This window comes from Novipirellula herctigrandis (genome assembly GCA_007859835.1).
In the GTDB taxonomy this organism is placed as follows: domain Bacteria; phylum Planctomycetota; class Planctomycetia; order Pirellulales; family Pirellulaceae; genus Novipirellula_A; species Novipirellula_A herctigrandis.
The window spans coordinates 4,117,504-4,133,989 of the sequence record SJPJ01000001.1 but is presented as its reverse complement, the minus strand read 5'-3'; the positions used below and the strand labels follow the sequence as shown (position 1 = coordinate 4,133,989).

Sequence of the window (16,486 nt, the reverse complement as noted above, 5' to 3'; positions counted from 1 at the left end):
ACGATGAAACAGCGACTCTCTCCATTGCATCTATTGCCGCCGCCGACCAACACACCTTGGACCGGTGGGAGCCTCAATCCCGTGCGTAGTGAGATACGTCGGAAATTTGGGGCGTCGGTTCCGCTGCCTTTGCCGCTGTTTTGGTACGATCCGCCGTGGCACGAAGTGACAGCCGATCAAGCGGACAACCTAGCCGTCGGTGTTGGTGAACTTGGCGTGTTGGTTGCTGCATTGCGGAGCGACTTGGCGGGGCCTGATTGTGAGCCCGTTTTCCATAGCGGCCGAGATTCAGAGTCGGTTGACGGAGAAGACACGACGGTGCATCGCAGCTATCCACGTATGTTGCCTTATCGCTCGGAACGCTACGGTTTGACCGTCGGGGACTTTGACGGCTCATCCGTCGTGGATCTTCGGCTATCAATACAGCGAGACGTATCCGGACGATTTGCCTATTCGCCATCGCAAATACAACGATGGGAAGCGACGCCGACGACATCGCCTGTTGCGGGCGGCAGCTGGGTTCCCGCGGCGACCTTTCCGCCCGATGTTGTGTCGATCGAACACCTCGAAACCAAAGTCGAGCAACTTCGTCGACTCGTGGATTCTGCGGCAGTCTTCATTTCATTGGGGCCTTACCGATTGGAAAAGGAATTGCCTGCGATCGTTGCCACTCATCCCGATGGCATTATTCTGCGACTCGATGAAATATCGCTTGAGGGACTCGAATTAGCCGCATTGACCCGCCGGGCACGTTATGTGATGGACGCAGCCAAAGCCAATACGGTTCCGCTGTGGGTGGTTCCCGGGAAAGTGTCACCCGATGATGCCGTCAAGCTCATTGCTTTGGGGGCGTCGGCGGTCGCCGTAGATTCATGGTGTAACGAACTCATTCACGAGACACACATGACCGGCAAGGATGCGACATTAAGTTACTCTTCCCCGACCTCCCATCAATATGATCCGCGTTGGGGTGAATTCGCCAAAGGTAAACTTGGTGAGCGAATCCAGCGTGTTGAAGGGTTGTTCGAGTCGCTTCAGAGCGTTGCAAACAATGAACGGCTGGGCAGCCTCAGTGCGACGTGGGCGAAAACGCTTGGTGTTTTGGCACTCGGCTAGGCTTTGGCGGATAAGAAACGTATCACAATAGGTTATGAAAAGCTTGGTGCCAGGTGCGGCGCTACATCGGTTGTCGCTGAAATTGATGTGATCATGACACGATTCTAGCGGCCAACGGGAGCGGGCGAACGCAAACGGAGCGGTAGCCGGCTTCGCTTGAGATCGCACCGCACTACGAAATGGTAGGATATGTCGCTAAGCTGTGCGGCCAGTCACACTCATTTTCGTTTCGCGTCTCTACGAAGTTGCTTTGAATTATCCGCTTCTGTTCCGGGTGCTCGGCACCATTTGCATGCTGATTGGCGGCTCGATGAGCTTTGCCTTGCCGTTCGCGTTTCCTGCAATGGCGGACCGGACTTACTTACCCGCGGCCACTGCGGTGGAAACGGCGGCGGTAACGGGATTGCTTCAGAGCATGGCGATCAGTGTCGTCGTCGGGGCGATTCTTTGGATGATTGGCAGACGTCATCGCGGCGGCCCCCTTTATCAGAAAGAGGCGATGGCGATTGTCGGATTGAGCTGGGTATTGGCGACGGTCCTCGGGGCGCTTCCTTTCTATTTGAGTGGAACGCAAATCGCGAGTGGTGAGCCGATTACGTTCATTGAATCAATGTTTGAATCGCAATCGGGTTTTAGCACGACCGGGGCAACCGTGCTATCAGATCTGGAAACACCGGGGCTTGTTCCCCATTGCATTCTGTTTTGGCGGTCATGGACCCACTTCCTTGGTGGACTTGGGATCGTGGTCTTATTCGTCGCCATTCTGGGGCAAGGTTCAGCGGGCAAAGCGATGATGCGAGCCGAAATGCCGGGGCCAACCAAAGAGGGCAGCATGCCGCGGATGCAGCACACCGCGTTGGTTTTCGCCGCCATTTACATTGCACTCAACGCCATTTTGACCGTCGTGTATTTGGTCGAAGGGATGTCGCTATTTGACTCACTTTGTCACGCCTTTGGGACAATGGCGACCGGTGGGTTCAGTACCTACAACCGCAGTCTCGGTAGGTTTGACAGCCAAACGATCGAATACACAACCATCGTGTTCATGATCTTGGCGGGGACCAACTTTACGCTGCTTTATCTGACGCTGATTGGTGGACCGAGCAAGTTGTTTCGTGACGTGGAATTCCGAACCTTTGTTGGTGTCATTGTTGCGGTCACGGCGGGAATCGTATTCTTTGGCATGCAGTCAGGGGATGTTGGGTTTGGCTCGATCGGTGATTCGGTTCGTAACGGAATGTTCCAAGTTGTCTCGATCATCACCACGACCGGTTACGGCACAGCCGATTTTGATGGTTGGAACAATTTTGGGCGTGGCATTCTGCTGCTGCTTATGTTTGTCGGCGGATGTGCGGGCAGCACCGGTGGCGGTTTGAAAGTCATTCGCCATGTTTTGTTCTATAACATTCTTCGCCACGAAATCGAAAAGGCTCATCGTCCGCGAGTGGTTCGTTTGCTGAGAGTGGGCGGGGTGACCGTGGATGATCCGAATTTGGCACACGGCATCTTGGTCTATTTCACGATGATTTTAGCGATCTTCGTTCTCTCATGGCTGTTACTGATCACGTTTGAACCCAACAGCACTTGGGGGGTAGTCACGGAGCAGGCGATAACGGAGTTCGAAGCGTCTCAACCCCAAGAGGCGGTCGAGCGAATCGAGGAATCGAAGGAAGAGATTTCAGAATTGATGAGCGAAGGGACGATTGATGAAAAATTGCTCGATTCGGCCAGTGCGGTCGCGGCAACGCTCAATAACATCGGCCCCGGATTGGGGGTCGTGGGGGCAACCCAGAACTATTCGCGGTTCAGTCAGGGAGCGAAACTGCTGTTCGTTTGGTTAATGATGCTGGGCCGAGTCGAGGTTTTTAGTGTCCTTGTGCTGATTTTTCCCAGTTTTTGGCGACGTATTTGACAATTTTTGGTCACTTTCGACAGGCAATTTCGGCTCGAGGCCTGTACTTGAGCGGGCTTGGTCGATAGACTACGCCGCTCGATTAACCGCTTACTGACAGAATCTTAAGAGTATAAATATGTACGCTATCGTTGTTGATGGTGGCCGCCAATATCGTGTTGAACCAGGTATGGAGGTCGATATCGACTTTCGTGACCTTTCCCAAGGCTCGGAAATTACCTTTGATAAGGTACTCGCAATCAGCGGCAGTGATGGGTTGAAACTCGGTTCGCCAACGGTGGATGGCGTGACCGTGACCGCTTCGGTGATTGGGCCCAAGAAGGACAAGAAGATTTACGTCCAAAAGTTCCGTCGACGCAAGCACAGCAAGAGTCGCACAGGACATCGCCAAATTCATACTCGCGTTAAGATCGAATCGATCGCGTAGTTGAGCGTCCTTCGGATTACTGATTGCCCCAAGATGGTTTGGCACTCAGTCGTAAGGCGAGTGATGAATACAAGCTCGCCGTCGCTACGGTCATGAGGTGGACATGCCTTCTTTGGCCAATGACATGTTGATCGCTTTGGTCGCTGTTGCGACCCCATACAGGGCGTCGCCTCTCAGCCTATCGAGCGTAACGTTCGATCATCTGCATGAATTCGGCGGTCGGCTCCGCGACCGTCATCACTTGCGATTGATTCGCTGGATTTCTTCGGTCCCGGACAATCACGATCACTTCTTGATCGGAGTTCTCTGCGATTGCCGACGGCTGCATCGCTGATAGGGGAAGCCCAGCAGGCATGACGGAGTCGTTGGGCAAACTGACCATACGCTCTGGTGGTGCTGATTGCCCTTGTCCCGAAGTTTGTGCTGCTATCGGGTCTGCTTTGGGGCTATATAGATGGGCTAGGTTCACTCGGTCGAATTGCCAATGAACGGTACCAGGGCCAGCATAGATGCCGACATCGCCCTTGTAGTCTGCTGCATTGCAAACGCCGATCAAACGTCCTTGTTCGTCAAATAGACCGCCACCGCTTCGGCCATCGATCGGTGCTCCTTGAATTTCAAGATTCGAAACGCCTAGGTGTTGGTTGTACTTGTCAACGCCGGTGATACGGGTGTCTCGTCGTGAAGGGTCGTCGCCACGATCACAACCAAAGCTGAACGCGGTTTGCCCCGTACTGACCTGGGTTCCGGATGTGATAACTTGGACCGGTTCAATGGGAAAACCAGGGCGAATTGCGACCAACGCGATGTCACGGTCCTCGGCATCATAATCGATGACTTGGCCGAGTACCGTGCGAGTTTCGCCACCGACAAACAGGTCTACTTCGATTTTACCCTGTCCTTTGGTTTCACGGAACAAATGGCCGCAAGTCAATACAAGTGCTTCTTCGCCATGGGTATCAACAATGGTTCCTGTGCCAGCACCGTAGCCTCGTCCGTCGTGGACACGCAGCCGAACGGTTGCGGCTTGGGCTCGTTCGACAGCATCTGCCAAGCGGATGCTTGGCATCGTTTCTACCGACGGTGATGCGCCCATGGTCGACGCTGCAGTGAGTGTTTGATTGGATGGGGCAAACGCGCCCATTGGTGCCAAGCGAGTCTGAGGCGATGGGAATTGTTCAAATGATTTTGCTTGTGATCGGGTTGGAACCAAGGGGCCACCGGGATTGGTTGCCAGTGCCGATTGCAGATCCTGTAAAGATTGCATGCCGACCAATCGCGTGACTTCTTTGCCATCGGAAACGACAACAAAGGTTGGTGTTTGGCGGATGCCGTAGCGTCGAGCAAGGTCTTGCTCGGTTTCCACGTTGACGTGACGTACTGGAACGCCCGATTGTTCGAGGCGGCTGATGATCGGTTGCATCGCCCTGCAAGGTGGGCAATGTGCAGATGAGAAATCAATCAAGATCGCGTTGGCTGCCGATGCACTCGGTGCATCCGAAACAGCAATTGCAAACACTATCGCCACAGCGAATAAAGCCTTCTTCACGAATCGTCCCTCCATGGACGTTTGTGGAGTTTGGTGGAACGATGGGTTGTCTCGCGCTTCCTTGCCCGATCACGTCGTTCCCTTAGCGTCGACCATCGTGCGTGAAATGGCACTGTGATGGCAAGGGCAATGGTGTTTTAGAGGACCGAACTTGAGTTTTTTTTCAGTTTCACGGCAGTTTTTCTAGAAATTGTTGTTTCGCAAATGGAGGCTGATATAAAGGTTGTTCCCTCCCTTTTGTCGCTACTCCTACCGGGAAACATTTCTATGATCCCCTCAAACCGTCGTGGATTTCTTCAGCAGCTTTCGTTTGTTACCGGCGCAATTGCATCGGTTTCTCCGCTTTGGGCAGGTGAATTGGATGCGGCAAAAGGACGTCAGTTCACGATCGATTTAAATGCTGGCGCGATCGGTGTGAATGGGGGGCTCGAGGAATTGATTGTCTTGGCTAGCAAGCATGGGTTCGAAGCGGTTGACGCTTGGTCGGGGGCCTTCACCTCGCTTTCCGACGATGAGATCGCTGACTTGAATGAGGCTCGAAAAGAAGCCGGGCTGGTTTGGGGGGCGGCGGGATTGCCCGTTGATTTTCGTGGTGGCAAAACGAAGTTCAATGACGGTTTGAAGGAATTGCCATCGCATGCTAGTGCGTTCGAGCGAGCGGGCTTCACGCGAGTTTCCACTTGGCTGACTCCCGCAAGCAACGAGCTAACCTATTTGGCAAACTTCAAGCAGCACACGGACCGGCTGCACCAAATTGCCAAGATTCTCGATGATCACGGGCTTCGCCTTGGGCTCGAATACGTCGGGCCCAGGACCTCGCGAGCCTCCGCACGCTACAGTTTTATCCACACAATGGCTGAAACCAAAGAATTGCTCGATGCGATCGACGTACCGAGTGTCGGCTTGGTCCTAGACAGTTGGCACTGGTACACAGCCGAGGAATCGGTTGACGATATTTTGTCGCTAACCAATGGCGAAGTGGTGGCTTGCGATTTGAATGATGCTCCGGCTGGGTTAAGTGTGAGTGAGCAACGCGATTCAGCTCGCGAACTACCTGCTGTGACGGGAGTCATCGATGTGAAATCGTTCTTGAACGCGCTGGTTCAGATCGGTTACGACGGCCCGGTCCGAGCCGAGCCTTTTAATAAAACGCTTAATGCGATGGACAATGAAGCGGCAGTGGCGGCAACGGCCCAAGCGATGAAGAAAGCATTTGCAACTACGGTTTCAAGTTAAATGCGCCGAAGTGGATGCCGCTCGGTTCGTTGTATCCAAATATTCCACCAGGTGCGAAGTACTTTTCAAATTCATCGTAGGGAGGCAATTGGTTTCGCTGCAATAATTCAGCGAATTGGCGGGCGACAACATTGTTTTCCCCTCTGCGACGAAGGAACGCGCGAGAGTCTTCGCTCTTTGCCAACTCGTAAAGAAGTCTCAAATGTTCTGCGCCGCGAACAAATGAGATCATGAACGGTTTCTCTCCATCCAACTTGCCTCCTAGCTCGCTGGCGACCAAATCAAAATCAGGTTCCTCGGCCAACCGAGGCAATCCACCCTGTTTGGCTTTGACTGCGCGTTCAAGCATGGGCCGGCTATCGCTAAGCAACAACCAATTGTCGACGATCGCAAATCCCGGGGTCGGCTGACGGAATCCCTTGGGCATGTTTCGCCGAACGCGTGTAGGACTGTAAACGACGATGCCCGAGACAGTGTCCACCTTGAGTGCTTCCGGTTTGACTTCCCGGAACCGTGCGATGGCACTCTTGGCTACTTCAGGGTCGTTAAGTTCAAACCCATAGGCAACGACTTGGCTATTCAGTTTTACGGGCGGTTCCAACCACGTGGCACTGGCGTAACGTCCGGTCAAATTTTCGATCACGTCTGCTTTGACATTCAACCGTGCTGCTTTTTCGAGCGGGTCTTCAACAAAACGTTTCAGCGGTTCCTCGCCTTGAAACTTGGCGATAATCTTGTCGAGATTTTCGTACGCTTTGGCAAAGTCCCAATGAACGGTCGAGTAGGCGGTCACGTCATCGGGGACCCAGTCTGGTGGTGTGATTTTGCCGGTTTCAGGTCGCAGTACCCCGAAGAACCCATCACGCGGCGTGTCAATCAGGATATGTAGATGGTTGATGTCCTCGAAGGTTTCGCCACCACGGAACGAACTGCCCCCAATGCCCCGGATTTTGCTTAGACCGAGATCTTCGAGCATGGGCCAAACAAAGGCTCCTGCCCCACCCCGTTTGACCAATCTTTCAATCACGTGATAGGGATCAGCGTAGAAAGTCATTTGCGGCCGAGTCGATTCGGCGCCAACACATCGGCTCATGACGTTGCCAAAGTTGGCACTGTCGGCCAACGTCCGCTCCTCACTACGCTCAAGCCAATGATCGAGCACTTTGGATGCCGTCAAATGGCCAATCCCAAACACGATCGTTTCTTGGTGCTCGAAGAATTCGATCTCGGGTCGCCCACTTCGTGGCGGCAGTAAACGAACGAGGTCAACTTTTTCGATTTGGCTTGCTCGACGAACGTATCCTGATTCAATAAGACGCTTTTCCAATCGCTCGACGATGGTTCGTAACTCCGAAACATGGTCCCCAGCGTCGACGATGAACAAACCGGCGAGCGAATTTTGCTCGCGCCGTTTTTGTGCAATTCGTCGTCGGATCGCTTCTTCGGAGTCGTCGTCATCGGCCTGTTTGGCGTTGCTTGACTCTTCATCAGGCAGGTTGCCCGGCATCATCGCTGCGGCAACTTGGCCGCTTGGGATGGCGAGTAAATCGTCAAGCGAAACGCCCACCTCGTCACTAATTTCGGCGAACAAATCAGACAACGTTTGGTAAATGTCTCCAGCGAACGGTTTTAATTGCGGGTCGTCAAGCATTTTGCCCAACGAAGAATCCTTCATCCCCTCACGCAGTTTGTCGGCATTGTCAATGCGAAGGTATAGCAGGGTATCTTCGGGAATCAGGTGGGGAGCACCGGGAACGTCGGCCTCTTCGGCCAATGCCGAAGCGGAACTAAAGGCGAACCCCAATGTGGCGAAAGCCGCGAAGAACAAAGGGCGCAGAGGGAGCGTTTGCATGGGTTTTCTCGTTTGGGAGGGCAGGTTGCACAATGTTTTATTCGAGAATGCTTGGAAAGTCTTGGGTGCAACTCAAAAAAAGCTGCTCGTTGGTCGAACTCGATTACAATGAAACGATTCGTATTCGTACTTTTTTCACCGCTTTCTTGGTATATCCAAATGATACACGTTCGCTTGGGAGCTATGGTTTTCATCGGCGGAATGCTCGCTGCTCTGCCTGTACATGCTCAGACAACGAATGATCCTGCGAGTCAAACGGGCGACCAAACCACTGGTATTGCAGGCGCCCTCGATCCCAGCACCGCTTTTTCGGCTATCCAGCGTGGCGATTCGATCGGTGATAGTTCGGACTCCAGTCAAGGTTTTGGACTCGGTGCGGTCTCGGGCAATAATACCGGAGCCGGCGGCGGGTTTGGTGGTGGTTTCGGCGGCGGGCTTGGCGGGCTCAGTGGATTTGGCAACTTATTTGGAAACAATGCCGGTGGCGCTACTACTCCCGCGATTCGTACTCGGCTAAGAAGTGCAATCCAGGTACCGCCGGTGTCGCCCCTTCGTACTCAGCAGCGATTGACGCGGCAACTTCAATCCCTGCCAAGTCAAGGTCGTTTGCCGAATGTGAACGTCAATATGAATGGTCAAACGGCAGTACTAAATGGAACAGTTCAAAGTGAACGCGAACGCCGTATGAGTGAATTGCTGATGCGATTGGAACCCGGCGTCCGGATGGTTGAGAATCGAATTCAAATCCAGCCGTGAATTTGGTTTTGTCAGCTCTGCATTTTTGGGGAAAAACAAAACGTTGCTAGCCGAGTAGCAGTGATTCGATATGCTTGAGGGCTCGGTCAATGCTGTGGAACTCCGTCACATAGCGGCTTGCGGCTATCGCTCGATCGTCAGCCTCGCCACGGTGGGTCGCAAATTCAAGAATTGCTTCGGCAAGCGATTTGGGATCATTCGGCTGGGCCCATAAAATGGTCGGTTCGTTGTATTGCAGTTCCACCGTCCCCCCAGCTCGCGTGGCGATCACGGGTGTGCCAATCGCCATGGCTTCTAGAACGACGTTGGGCATCCCTTCAAAGATCGATGGCAACACGAGACCGTCGGCCGCCGCGATTGCCTGTGCCGGATTCGAGTCAATGCCCACAAAATCAATCGCGTGTTGATGTACCGTTTCGCGGGCGAGCGTTTCAAGGTTTTCGCGAAGCGGCCCGTCACCGATCATGGTTAAGCGCAGCGGCGGTGCAGAGTCCGGCCAAGTCGATTGGGTCAATGCAACGGCACGTATCAAGTCGGCGTGCCCTTTTTCAGCCGTCATACGGCCAACGCAAACCAAAGCAACATGATCTTCTGCTTTGGGGGCTTTGACTTCGCAGCTGTTCCGCAGCGACTCGATATCGACTGGATTGGGAATAACTCGAATGACCCCTGGCGGAAGTTTGTAATAAGTCTCCGCTGACATGGCCGCGATCTTACTGACCGCGACAATGGATCGTGAGGCTCGGTAAGCTTTTGCCAACAACGCTCGTTTCATGCCGACGAACCGGTGTTCGACCATCGGCAATGCCAATTCCGGCGGGCTGACAATCGTCGAGACCCGCGGCACGTTGACTTTCTGGCATGCAGGGCCAGCGATAAAGCTCATGTGAAATGTTCGATCGTAAACGGTTTCGATTTGGTTATCGACCAAGATGCTGCGCAGGTGTGCGGCTTGTTGACGATGAATCCGTCCCGGGAAATAAAGTCCCCCTGGATCTTTGAAATCTTCAAACGAATGGATCGGCACATCCGTGGGAACGTGGCACAACAAGTCGCCGGCTCGGTCGGTCAGATATAGGTGCGGCTCGAAGCGAGTCCGATCGAGATGCTTTAGCAGTAGCAAGGTTTGTCGTTCGCTGCCGCCTCCACGCATCGAACTGATCATCAATAGCACACGTGTTGGCATGAAGATTTCTTGGGGAATTGCTTAGGGGATTGCGTTAACGAAGCGGATTTCTGAAGTTGTTAGTGTCAATGACTGACGGCCTAGTCTAACCTTTTTTGAATTTCCACGATTGCTTGTCAAATGAAACCCAGAGTGAGTCCGCGTGCGATCCCTCCGATGGAGTTGCATCGATACCTTGGCGCCCATGCGTATCTCGACGCCCACTCGGTTGGGCCTCCGAAAACCCGGTTCCTTGTTTGGGCGCCATTGGCCGAAACCATCGAAGTGCATCGGGTTGGTCTCGATTCGTCGTTCGCTTTGACCAAAGACAGCGAAGGCTACCACCTTGGCGTGTGGGACGCCTGTGGGGATGGCGATCGCTATTTCTTGTCCGTTGACGGCGGGCCACCACGCCCGGATCCCGTTTCGCATTACCAACCGCTTGGTGTGCACGGGCCGAGCGAGGTTACGAACCCCGATTTTGACTGGACCGATCAAGACTGGGTTCCACCGGCGGCAGACGACCTGGTGATTTACGAGCTTCACGTTGGTGCCTTTACCGCCGAAGGAACATTCGCAGCTGCGATCGAAAGACTCGATGAGTTAGTCGAATTGGGGGTCACTGCAATTGAATTGATGCCGCTCGCGGAATCGGCTGGTCGATGGAATTGGGGATATGATGGCGTCGGATTTTTTGCCCCAAGTCACAATTTTGGAACGCCACAAGAGCTGAAGCGGCTTGTCGATGCGGCACACTCCAAGGGTGTCGCCGTGATCGTCGACGTGGTCTACAACCATCTTGGCCCCGAGGGGAACTACTTGGACGATTTCGCCCCCTATTTTTCGAGTGACCATACGACACCCTGGGGCGAAGCACCCAATTTTGACGATCCTGATTGGGGGATTGATGTTCGCCGATTCGTAATCAGCAACGCGATCTATTGGCTCGATACTTTTCACTTTGATGGCTTGCGAGTGGATGCGATTCATTGCACTCGAGATGAATCCGATCCACATGTGGTCGCGGAAATGAGCGACCATGTGACTCAGTGGTCCGAGGCGAACGATCGGAAAGTCTTTTTGATTGCCGAGTCCAATGTTTATGATCCTGAAATGTTGGTCCCGCGAATCAATGGCGGAGTTGGTTTTGATGCTGCATGGTGTGACGATTTTTTGCACAGCGTATTCGCGACCGTTCGACCCGGCGAACAATTGTCGAACCGCACGTATCGTCCCGAGACTGATTTGGCGCAGGTGTTGGCAAAAGGTTATGTCTACCAAGGGACGTTACGCAAAGAACGCCGTCGCGAAACGCCGAATGAGCGTGTGAAGACGCATGGGCTCGTGTACTCAATCCAAAACCACGATTTTATTGGCAATCATCCGCTCGCCAAGCGGTTTCATCAACTGACGTCAATCGAGACGCAAAGGGCGGCTGCGACGTTGCTGTTGTTAACGCCCGCGATTCCGATGTTATTCATGGGCGAAGAATTTGCGTCGAACCGACCGTTTTTGTTCTTTGTCGACTTCGGCGATGAACGACTTCAGAAAGCGGTCGTGACGGGGCGGCATGAGGAGTATCCACAACATGATTGGTCGCAAGGCATGCTGCCGACCGATCCAACGGCGTTTGAATCATCAAAGCTTGAATCGAAAGAGGAGGGGAACTTGGCCATGTGGCAATGGTACCAATCACTCATCCAATTGAGAAAAGAGCTGCGCAGTGAAGGGATCTTGTGCGACGAGGCGATTCATACGCAGTTCGATGCCGGCCAAGGGATTTATCGCATTGATTATCGCAGTCCTGATCAAGTGGTCACGGTTTTCTCGCGGCTCGCGCCCGCAACGGTTGAACCAACGACGGCAATCATCGAGGCATCCGGTGAGTTGTTACTCGATTCGCGTCCTGGGGCGACTCAAGAGAACGAATTGCTCGTCAATCACGCAAAGGTTTTTCGGGAATGCTTAATGGGTTAGCCCAGTTCGGCTGAGTCGGTTCGGCTGAGTCGCCGACTGGCTTCCGCAAGCGGCTGAAGCACGAATCCTCGCTTAGTCGGTTTTGCTAATTGTCCCTTCGATGCACCACGTCTCGGCTGTTTTGAAGATTCGTTGTTTGAATCAATTGGGGGTGGCTTCGGGGGAAAATCCGCAAAATGGTTATAGGCGATGTTGGGATTTTGGATTACGATTTGCGGTCAAATAGGGTATGCGGGTTCGATTGACGACATATCCTCTCCCAATTTAATTCCCCTTTTCTCATTTTGTGCTGCTATGACTGCTTCATCCAGTTCAGGTTCTGTGCAACGCTTGGCTACGGTTCCCACCGCTCCACCGGATGCGATTCTCGGATTGACCGAGGCGTTCAATGCGGACAAAAACCCGAATAAAATGAACCTTAGCGTGGGCGTATATAAGGATGCGTCCGGAAAAACGCCTATTCTGAATTGCGTCAAAGAGGCCGAACGGCGGTTGGTTGATGACGAATCGACGAAGGGATATTTGGGCATCGACGGTTTGCCGTCTTATCGCGAACAGATTCGTGCGCTGGTATTTGGTGATCAATTGCCGGCCGATCGTATTGCGGTTTTACAGACGCCCGGTGGAACGGGAGCCCTCCGAGTTGCAGCGAATTTCTTGGTCACGCAGCTTTCGCCAATCCGAATTTGGATGTCCTCGCCGACATGGGCCAACCACCCAGCGGTCTTTTCTGCGGCCGGGTTGCCGACCGAGACGTATCGGTATTTGGGAAGCGACCGGACTTCATTCGATTTAGATGCAATGCTTGAGGACTTGAACGAAAAAACATCTCCCGGGGATGCAATTTTGCTTCATGCTTGTTGTCATAACCCAACCGGGATCGATCCGACGGCGGACCAATGGAAAGAGATCGCTAAAACGGTTTCAGAGCGACGATTGTTGCCATTGATCGATTTTGCTTACCAAGGTTTTGGTGACGGGTTGGATGAAGACGCAGCCGGACTCCATACGATTCTCAGTACGGTGGACGAAGCAATTGTTTGCACCTCGGCCTCTAAGAATTTCGGGCTCTATAGCGAACGTGTTGGTGCGGTCAGCTTGGTGGCTGGGGATTCCGCTGCGATGAAAGCGTCACAAAGCCAATTGAAAGCAATTGTGCGTGCGAATTATAGCAACCCACCACGTCATGGCGGGGCGATTGTCGCAGCCGTACTTGAAGACGCCGAGTTAACAGCTCAGTGGAAAGTCGAACTTGAAGAAATGCGGCAACGGATTACTCGACTTAGGAACCAGTTCGTTGAAACGATGAAGTCGACTGGTAAAGGACACGATTTTTCGTTCCTATTGCCCCAGCGTGGAATGTTCTCGTTCAGCGGTTTAACACGGATGCAAGTCGACCAATTGAAGAACGAATTTGGAATCTACATCGTCGGTAGCGGGCGAATTAATGTCGCTGGCATGAACGAGGAAAAGATGCAATCACTTTGCGATGCGGTCGCGAAAGTCTTGGAATCGTAGGTCGATGGTCTGAGCGTAGTGGATCCCGCCAAAGGTCGATGATCGCATAATTCACCTTGTCGCGCCGGTTACATCAGTGCTAAACCATTCTTTGTAAACGTCCTGCCTGATCTTCTGCCAATGTTATTTCGTGATGTTATTCCCCCTTGATCAATCGACCTCTCCAACGGTCAGCCATTTGGCGTTTGCCGTTTGTTTGATCGTGAGTTTGGCTAACTCGATTGGATGTGGGACGACCCGTGAACGGGAAGCGACCGAGCAATTGGTCCTCAGCAATGCAGTGGACCGAAGCGTTTCGGCAATTGATTTCCGGCCCTTGTCTGGGAGGACTGTCTATTTGGACACTAGTTACTTGAGGGAAGTCAAAGACCTCGGGTTTGTCAATTCGGCTTACGTCACCAGTGCTTTGCGTCAACAGATTGTCGGTGCTGGGTGTCTGCTTCAGGACACCACCAAAGACGCTGAAATCATCATCGAAGCCCGCATCGGCACACTTGGATCCGATGACCATCGAGTCACATTTGGGATACCTGAAAATAATTCGCTATCGACTGCGGCGTCGTTAATTCCGAACAGCCCCTCGATTCCTTCGATTCCAGAAATCGCCGTTGCGCGTCGTGATGCTCGAGAAGCGGCAGCCAAGATTGCTGCGTTTGCTTATAATCGTGAAACACGCAAAGCCGTGTGGCAATCAGGCGTTCGCCAATCGTCTGCGACTGCACGTGACACTTACGTTTTTGGTGTCGGGCCTTTTCAGGCGGGAACCATTCGCGAAGGAACGAAATTGGCTGGCAGTCAATTCGTGCGATTCGGCAAGGATGATGCGAAACACTCTCCGAAGGATCGGTTTGAGCGTCCGCCGGTCGACTATACAGCCGAGATTCGCTATCAGGACGGTTGGCCCATTTTTGATACGCGCTCGATCGCTGCTAACATGCTCGACGAAGAAGCCCCCGTCAAAAGTTCGAATAGCGAAACATCCATTGCCACTCTTCCCGATGGTTGGGAAACCGAGAATCGTTGATCGCCGATGGGATCAATCATTTTCAAGCGGTAAGATCACGGTGACCGTTGTCCCGGATCCCGCTTCACTACGAATCGAAATGGTGCCGCCGTGGACCGAGACGATTCGCTGGCAAATCGGCAGGCCAAGTCCCGTTCCTGATTGTTTCGTTGTGAAAAACGGTTCAAAACTTTTTCCCACGTTGTTTTCGGGCATTCCGGGGCCATTGTCGGACAACTCGATGTACTGAACGGGTGATCCCAACACATCCATGTCGGAGATGCGAGCACGAATGATTACACCATCGGGCGATGCCGCCATCGAATTTTCAATCACATTGCGAAACACCTGAATCATTCGGTGCGAATCGCATCGTATCGCCGACGTATCACGTTGCTCGATCTCGAGCCGATGCGTGCCTGTGGGGTACTCGCACAAGACATTGTCAAAAGCGGACTCGATCAAATTGGCAATTTTCGCGTCGTCGCGACGCAAATTAATGGGAGCGGCATATTGTCGAACCTCCTCATAATTGTGTTGCAAGTCCCCGAGCGCCTTGCGGACGCGTGCGGTGAGGTCGAGTTGTTCGGATTGTCCTTCCAGGTCCAATTCAAGCAAATCCAAACAACCACGTGCACGTTGCAGCGCGTTGCGGCTTTCGTGTGCTAGGCCAGTGACCATTTGGCCAATTGCCGCCAAGCGTTCGGCTTGCACCAATTTGGCTTGCGCATCATACAACTCGGTGATGTCGGTGACCAACCAAACTTCATGGTGATCGTAGCGATGACCGGCGATTCGGATCTCGCGTTCGACGCCATCTTTTCGAATGATCTTGAGCACACATTCTTCGCGAAAGCCCAACTGTTTGACTGCATTGTATTGTGCAAATCCCACCTCGTGGTTTTCGCCACAAAGGACTTCGAACCAATCGTTGACGGTGCGTATGTCGGTTGACAAATAGCCCGTCATTTTTTCGATCGCTCGATTGAAGAAAAGATTTTGTTGGTCAACATAGACCGCCCCGGCAGGTAAGTTTTCGACCAAGAAACGCATCCGACTTTCACTCAGACGGAGTTCTTGGCGAACGCGATACAGTTCGGTTTGAAAACGTAGTCTCGAAAGCAATGCATCTTGATTGATCGGCTTGATTAAGTAGTCGTCAGCTTTCTGGCAGCTCTCCGCCAAGTTGTTGTTAATTTCGGCATGCGTTGTGATAACAATGATCGATGTGTCCGGAGCCCGTGTGCGGAGTTCCCCAATCATTTCGCAGGCGTCACCGTCGGGCAGGTTTTGATCGAGCAGGATGGCGACAAAATCAGATAAATCGTTTCGCGACAGGGTGTCACGACGAGATGACGAAGACTCGACGGCGGTCGCGTCGAGCGAAACGATACGGTGGATGGCCTCACAACTGGCTTTGTCGTTGGAGACGAGCAGTAGCGGTGGATTCGGTGTGTTCGTCTTAGGCGAATTCACTTTCGGCAGCATCGCTTCGCTGCGCCGTTGTTCGTCTTCGGCACGCCGGCGTTCTGTCGCGTCAATCACATTGGCGAGCACCATAGGATCGCCATTGACCTTAATCGGACGCAAACTGATATCCACCGGAAAGACCGTGCCATCTTTTCGACGTGCGAGGAAATCGGAGTTTTTAACCATCGATCGAGAACGAGGATTAGCCATATAGTGATCCCGATGACCTTTGTGGCCATCTCGATGGGCCTCGGGAACCAGTTGCTCAATGCTCTCGTTGATTAGATCCCCTGTTTCATACCCAAACATCGCTTCGGCCGACGGGTTTGCGAGCACGATTTGACCGGCCCGATCCGCAATAATCATTCCTGCTGGGGAAGCGTCCACGACAAGGTGGAACAGTTCGTCGTGGTCAGCGAACTTCTCTGATAATGGCATTGATGTTTTATCCGCAACGAAAGACTGACTGATGGTCCGATCGAGCGTGAAGGCTTTCGGTGAAAGG

At 53.0% G+C, this 16,486-nt stretch carries 12 protein-coding genes; 8 read left to right on the top strand and 4 right to left on the bottom strand.

What is annotated here, in order from left to right; genetic code table 11:
- Window positions 1-3: 3 nt before the first annotated feature.
- The 3 genes from CA13_RS15350 to rplU all read left to right on the top strand — a co-directional run bounded on the left by CA13_RS15350 (window position 4) and on the right by rplU (window position 3,455).
- A complete protein-coding gene (locus tag CA13_RS15350) occupies window positions 4-1,116 on the top strand; it encodes a beta/alpha barrel domain-containing protein (RefSeq protein WP_146398046.1) in 1,113 nt (370 codons plus the stop codon).
- 292 nt (window positions 1,117-1,408) lie between these two features.
- Window positions 1,409-3,028 (top strand): TrkH family potassium uptake protein, encoded by a 1,620-nt coding sequence (locus tag CA13_RS15345; RefSeq protein ID WP_146403683.1) that lies wholly within the window; start codon window positions 1,409-1,411, stop codon window positions 3,026-3,028.
- Between the two features lie 118 nt (window positions 3,029-3,146).
- Entirely contained in the window at window positions 3,147-3,455 is a 309-nt protein-coding gene (rplU, locus tag CA13_RS15340; RefSeq protein ID WP_146398044.1) for a 50S ribosomal protein L21, read from the top strand.
- Window positions 3,456-3,633: 178 nt separating this feature from the next.
- On the opposite strand, the gene CA13_RS15335 is transcribed toward rplU, so the two are convergent.
- Window positions 3,634-5,004, bottom strand: a complete 1,371-nt coding sequence (locus tag CA13_RS15335) for a trypsin-like peptidase domain-containing protein (protein ID WP_419194397.1) — start codon at window positions 5,002-5,004, stop codon at window positions 3,634-3,636.
- A 267-nt stretch (window positions 5,005-5,271) separates the two neighbouring features.
- Here CA13_RS15335 and CA13_RS15330 point away from each other — a divergent pair, with 267 nt between their 5' ends.
- A complete protein-coding gene (locus CA13_RS15330) occupies window positions 5,272-6,240 on the top strand; it encodes a sugar phosphate isomerase/epimerase family protein (protein WP_146398040.1) in 969 nt (322 codons plus the stop codon).
- Here CA13_RS15330 and CA13_RS15325 read toward each other — a convergent pair.
- Window positions 6,224-8,092 (bottom strand): DUF3352 domain-containing protein, encoded by a 1,869-nt coding sequence (locus CA13_RS15325; protein ID WP_146398038.1) that lies wholly within the window; start codon window positions 8,090-8,092, stop codon window positions 6,224-6,226. The two genes, CA13_RS15330 and CA13_RS15325, sit on opposite strands and share 17 nt — an antisense overlap.
- A gap of 159 nt (window positions 8,093-8,251) precedes the next feature.
- Here CA13_RS15325 and CA13_RS15320 point away from each other — a divergent pair, with 159 nt between their 5' ends.
- The gene (locus CA13_RS15320; RefSeq protein WP_146398036.1) at window positions 8,252-8,848 is read left to right on the top strand and encodes a BON domain-containing protein; all 597 of its coding nucleotides are present in this window, start codon (window positions 8,252-8,254) and stop codon (window positions 8,846-8,848) included.
- Between the two features lie 46 nt (window positions 8,849-8,894).
- Here CA13_RS15320 and CA13_RS15315 read toward each other — a convergent pair whose 3' ends face one another.
- Entirely contained in the window at window positions 8,895-10,034 is a 1,140-nt protein-coding gene (locus CA13_RS15315) for a glycosyltransferase (protein ID WP_419194396.1), read from the bottom strand.
- A gap of 120 nt (window positions 10,035-10,154) precedes the next feature.
- Between CA13_RS15315 and treZ the strand changes: the two genes are divergently transcribed.
- From treZ to CA13_RS15300, 3 genes are all read left to right on the top strand, one after another.
- The gene (gene treZ, locus CA13_RS15310; protein WP_146398034.1) at window positions 10,155-11,990 is read left to right on the top strand and encodes a malto-oligosyltrehalose trehalohydrolase; all 1,836 of its coding nucleotides are present in this window, start codon (window positions 10,155-10,157) and stop codon (window positions 11,988-11,990) included.
- Between the two features lie 294 nt (window positions 11,991-12,284).
- The gene (locus tag CA13_RS15305; RefSeq protein WP_419194395.1) at window positions 12,285-13,508 is read left to right on the top strand and encodes an amino acid aminotransferase; all 1,224 of its coding nucleotides are present in this window, start codon (window positions 12,285-12,287) and stop codon (window positions 13,506-13,508) included.
- Between the two features lie 133 nt (window positions 13,509-13,641).
- The gene (locus tag CA13_RS15300) at window positions 13,642-14,532 is read left to right on the top strand and encodes a DUF6655 family protein (RefSeq protein WP_419194394.1); all 891 of its coding nucleotides are present in this window, start codon (window positions 13,642-13,644) and stop codon (window positions 14,530-14,532) included.
- A 12-nt stretch (window positions 14,533-14,544) separates the two neighbouring features.
- Here the strand turns inward: CA13_RS15300 and CA13_RS15295 are convergent, their stop codons facing one another.
- A complete protein-coding gene (locus CA13_RS15295) occupies window positions 14,545-16,419 on the bottom strand; it encodes a PAS domain S-box protein (RefSeq protein WP_146398032.1) in 1,875 nt (624 codons plus the stop codon).
- Window positions 16,420-16,486 lie beyond the last annotated feature (67 nt).